Genomic DNA, 4,166 nt, shown 5'->3' with positions numbered 1-4,166 from the left:
AAGAGGCGGGGGCGGACCCCGCCTCTTCGCGTGGAGGGCGGCGAGGCGTGCGTACCGGGCGGTGGGGCGGGCGTACCGGACGCGCCCTGCCCGCAGGCCCCCTCCCGGCCNNGCGCTCCCTCCCGCTCCCGGCCTCCCTCCCGGNNCCCCNGGTACGACGGTCCGACGGTCCGACGGGGGCCCTCGTGGGCGGCACCGGAACTGCGAGCGGGGCGGAGCGCGGCGCGTACGGGACCGCGGAAGTCGCGGGGGCCGGTCCGCACGACACCCGACCGGCAGGCGGCGGGGTGTTGCGCGCGGCACCGCGAGGGCGAATCGTGGGCTCGTACGGCACGCACCCGTACGGCGGGGGCTCCCCCGGCGGGCGCGGGCGACGGGCGCCCCGGGCCTTCCCCGCACCCGTACGGGAATCTCCCCGCACGCCCGTACGGGCGAAACGGCGGCCGGGGAAGCAACGACTCCCCAGGAATACCCCCTGGGGTATGTCTGTTAGGGTGGACGTCAGATACCCCGGGGGGTAAAGCGTTCAGAAGGAGTCGTGGTCGTGTTCTTTGTCGACACTCTGGAACTCGAAGGCCTGGGCAACCGCAGTTACCTGGCCGGTGGAGCCGGGACCGCGCTGGTGGTGGACCCGCCGCGCGACATCGAGCGGGTCGTCGCCGCGGCGGCCCGGCGCGGGGTGCGCATCGCCCTGGTGGCCGAGACCCACGTGCACAACGACTACGTCAGCGGCGGCCTGGAGCTGGCCCGGGTGACCGGGGCCCGCTACCTGGTGCCGGCCGGTGCGTCGGTCGCCTTCGACCGCGCCCCGGTCGCCGACGGCGACGTGTTCCCGGTGGACGAGGGCCTGGTCCTGCGGGCGGTCGCCACCCCCGGCCACACCCCGCACCACACCTCCTACGTACTGGAGGAGGGCGGCCGGGGCGTCGCGGCGTTCACCGGCGGCTCCCTGCTGATCGGCACCGTGGGCCGGCCCGACCTGGTCGAACCGCGGCTGACCGAGCAACTGGCCCGCGCCCAGCACGCCTCCGCCCACCGCCTGGCGGCCGAGCTCGACGACGAGGTCCCGGTACTGCCCACCCACGGCTTCGGCAGCTTCTGCTCCTCCTCGCAGGCCGCGGGGGACGCGACCACGATCGGCCGGGAGCGCGAGAGCAACGACGCGCTGACCAAGGACGTGGACACCTTCGTCGCCGAGATGCTCGCGGGCCTGGACGACGTGCCCGCCTACTACGCGCACATGGGCCCGGCCAACGCGGCCGGCCCCGCCCCCATCGACCTCACCCCGCCGAAGCCCGCGGACGCCGAGGAGATCGCCGCCCGGCTGGCCGCCGGGGAGTGGGTGGTGGACCTGCGCAACCGCGTCGCCTTCGCCGAGGGGCACGTGGCCGGTTCGTACAACTTCGAGGGCGACGGCAAGCTCGCCACCTACCTGGCCTGGCTGATCCCCTGGGGCAGGCCGGTCACCCTGCTCGCCGACACGCCCGAGCGGATCGCCGACGCGCAGCGGGAGCTGGCCCGGGTCGGCATCGACCGTCCGGCCGCCGCCGCCACCGGGGATCCGGCCGCCTGGGTCCGCCCGGGCGAGCGGCTCGCCTCCTTCCCGCGCGCCCGCTTCGCCGACCTCGCCGGGGCGCGCGGACGCGGTGAGGACGTCGTCGTGCTGGACGTGCGGCGCGATGCCGAGCGGGCGGGCGGGTTCGTCGACGGCTCGGTCCACATCCCGATCCACGAACTGCCGGGCCGCATCGGCGAGGTGCCTGGTGGGAGGGTGTGGGTGCACTGCGCCGGCGGGATGCGCGCGGCGATCGCCGCCTCCCTGCTCGACGCCGCCGGCCGCGATGTGGTCGCCGTCGACGACGGATTCGAGGCCGCCGCCGAGGCGGGTCTCGTCCTCGCCGGGCCCCACGGCGCCGCCTGACCACCACCCGTACCCGCACCCGCACGGAGCCGAACCGACGATGTCCTTCCTCTCCCGCAGCGGCCCCGGCCGCCCCGCACCGCACCGGCCCCGCCGGCGGGCCGCCGGTGGGCGGACCGCCCCGCCCGCGGCCCGCGAGACACCGCGGCGGCGCACCGGGTGCGCNCCCGGTGCGCCGCACCCGCCGTCGAACCGCCCGACGGCGGACGCCGGTCCCCGCGGGGCCGCGCGGGGCGGGCAGGACGGNCGCGGTCCGCCGCCCCGGGAACGGCCCCCGCGCGGCCGCCGGTCCGCTCGCCGCCCTGGGCGGCCGTACCGGCGCCGGCGACGGCGCGACCGCGCGGCTCCGGGGAGGTCTTCCCGCCGTTCGCGGGGGCGCCGAGGGCGGTGTCGCCGCGTGAGCACGCTGATCCTGGCACTGGCCGCCGGGGCCGTGGTCGGGCTCGCCCTGGGCGCCCTCGGCGGGGGCGGCAGCGTCCTGGCGGTGCCCGCGCTGATCTACCTGCTCGGTTTCACGCCCGCCGCCGCCACCACCGCCAGCCTGATCATCGTCACCGCCACCTCGCTGACCGCCCTCTACGTTCACGCCCGCGCCGGGAACGTCCGCTGGAAGGCCGGGGCCCTCTTCGCGGCGGCCGGCCTCCTGCCCGCCGCCGCGGCGGGCGCCGCCGCCGCCCGCCTGCCCCAGCCGGTCCTCACCGGCGCGTTCGCCGTCGTCGCCGCGCTCGCCGCGGTGAGGATGCTGCGGCCCGCCCGGGCGGATGCCGGCCGGGCGGCGGCCCACCCGGCGAAGGCCGCGGGAGTCGGCGCGGGACTGGGGGCGCTGACCGGGCTGCTCGGGGTCGGCGGGGGTTTCCTCGCGGTCCCCGCCCTGGCCACGGTGCTCGCCTTCGAGATGCAGGCCGCCGTCGGGACCAGCCTGCTGGTCATCTCGGCGAACTCCGTGGCCTCGCTCGCCACCCGCGGCGCCACCGCGACCGGCGTCGACTGGGCGGTGGTCGCCCCCTTCGCCGGGGCGGCGATCCTCGGCGCCTGGGACGGCAAGCGCCTGGCGGCCAAGGCGTCCGGCACCCTGCTGCGGCGGGTCTTCGCCGCGGCGCTGCTGGTCGTGGCCGCCCTCATGCTCGCCGACGCCCTCCTGTGAGCCGTGCGGCCCGGTGCGCCGCGCCGGGCCCTCAGGCCAGTGAGAGGAACAGTTTCTCCAGCCGGGCGCGCATCTGCTCCCGGTCGCCGGAGGCGGCCATGTCCGCATCGGTCAGGCAGTGCTGCAGACCGGTGGCGATGATGGCGAAACCGGCCCGGTCCAGGGCCCGGGAAGCCGCCGCGAGCTGTGTGACCACGTCCTCGCAGTCCCGTCCCTCCTCGATCATCCCGATCACGCCGGCGATCTGGCCCTGCGCCCTGCGCAGCCGGTTGACCACCGCCTTCAGTTCGTCGGCCGCCATCGCGAGCTCCATGTCCACATCCCTTCACGAATACCCCCTCGGGTATTCTAGCGAAGGGGGGCACCGCCAAGAGAAAAGGAAGATCCGCGTGACCACCACCTCCCTCACCCCGGACCAGGCCCGCGCCAGGCTGCACGAGCTGACCGTCGTCGACGTCCGCACCCCGGGCGAACACGCCTCCGGCCACCTGCCCGGCGCGCACAACGTCCCCCTGGACCGCCTCGACGAGGCCCTGCCCGCCCTGAGGGCCGCCGCCGGCCGCGGGGACCTCCTCCTCGTGTGCGCCTCCGGTAACCGCTCCGCGACCGCCTGCCGGCGTCTGGCCGAGCACGGCGTGGCCGCCGCCACCCTCACCGGCGGCACCACCGCCTGGGCGGAGCGCGGCCACGAGGTCCACCGTCCCGAGGGGGCCCGCGCCCCGTGGGCCATGGACCGCCAGGTCCGCCTCGCCGCCGGCTCCCTGGTCCTGGCCGGGCTGCTCGCCGGGCGGCGCCTGCCCCGGGCCCGGCTGCTCTCCGCCGGTGTCGCCGGCGGCCTGGTCTTCTCCGCCCTCACCGACACCTGCGGCATGGCCAGGATCCTCGCGAAGCTCCCCCACAACCGGCCCCGGACCGCCGGCCTCGACGCCACCCTGGCCGCCCTGGCCGGCTGACACCGCCCCGCCCGCGGGCGCCGTCCGGGCGGAGCGCCGCCGGAACGCGGGGCCGCCGCTCCTCCCCGGTCCGCACGAGGGGGCGGAGAGGGCGGCGGACCGGAGGGGGCCGCGACGCCGGACGAGCCGCCGGCCGGGGCACCGCCCC

4 protein-coding genes are annotated in these 4,166 nt (G+C 77.7%); 3 read left to right on the top strand and 1 reads right to left on the bottom strand.

Features of this window, described 5'->3' with window-relative positions:
• Positions 1-544 precede the first annotated feature (544 nt).
• Together MW084_RS23890 and MW084_RS23885 are read left to right on the top strand one after the other, a co-directional pair.
• On the top strand, positions 545-1,921 hold the full coding sequence (locus tag MW084_RS23890) for an MBL fold metallo-hydrolase (protein ID WP_029553615.1): 1,377 nt from the start codon (positions 545-547) through the stop codon (positions 1,919-1,921).
• Positions 1,922-2,318: 397 nt separating this feature from the next.
• On the top strand, positions 2,319-3,065 hold the full coding sequence (locus MW084_RS23885) for a sulfite exporter TauE/SafE family protein (RefSeq protein ID WP_010473063.1): 747 nt from the start codon (positions 2,319-2,321) through the stop codon (positions 3,063-3,065).
• A 31-nt stretch (positions 3,066-3,096) separates the two neighbouring features.
• Here MW084_RS23885 and MW084_RS23880 read toward each other — a convergent pair whose 3' ends face one another.
• Positions 3,097-3,378: a metal-sensitive transcriptional regulator gene (locus tag MW084_RS23880; RefSeq protein ID WP_010473065.1), complete on the bottom strand. Its 282-nt coding sequence runs from the start codon at positions 3,376-3,378 to the stop codon at positions 3,097-3,099.
• A gap of 76 nt (positions 3,379-3,454) precedes the next feature.
• Between MW084_RS23880 and MW084_RS23875 the strand changes: the two genes are divergently transcribed.
• Positions 3,455-4,018, top strand: coding sequence for a rhodanese-like domain-containing protein (locus MW084_RS23875; RefSeq protein ID WP_010473067.1), 564 nt, complete (start codon positions 3,455-3,457; stop codon positions 4,016-4,018).
• The last annotated feature ends 148 nt before the right edge of the window (positions 4,019-4,166 follow it).

The sequence above is a fragment of the Streptomyces sudanensis genome, from assembly GCF_023614315.1.
Lineage (GTDB): Bacteria > Actinomycetota > Actinomycetes > Streptomycetales > Streptomycetaceae > Streptomyces > Streptomyces sudanensis.
Note: the sequence above shows the minus strand (reverse complement) of the source record. Positions and strands in the feature narration are given on the sequence as shown.

Excerpts from the sequence above, each read along its gene's own strand:
- MW084_RS23880 (WP_010473065.1), bottom strand. The coding sequence starts at position 3,378 with ATGGAGCTCGCGATGGCGGCCGACGAACTGAAGGCGGTGGTCAACCGG.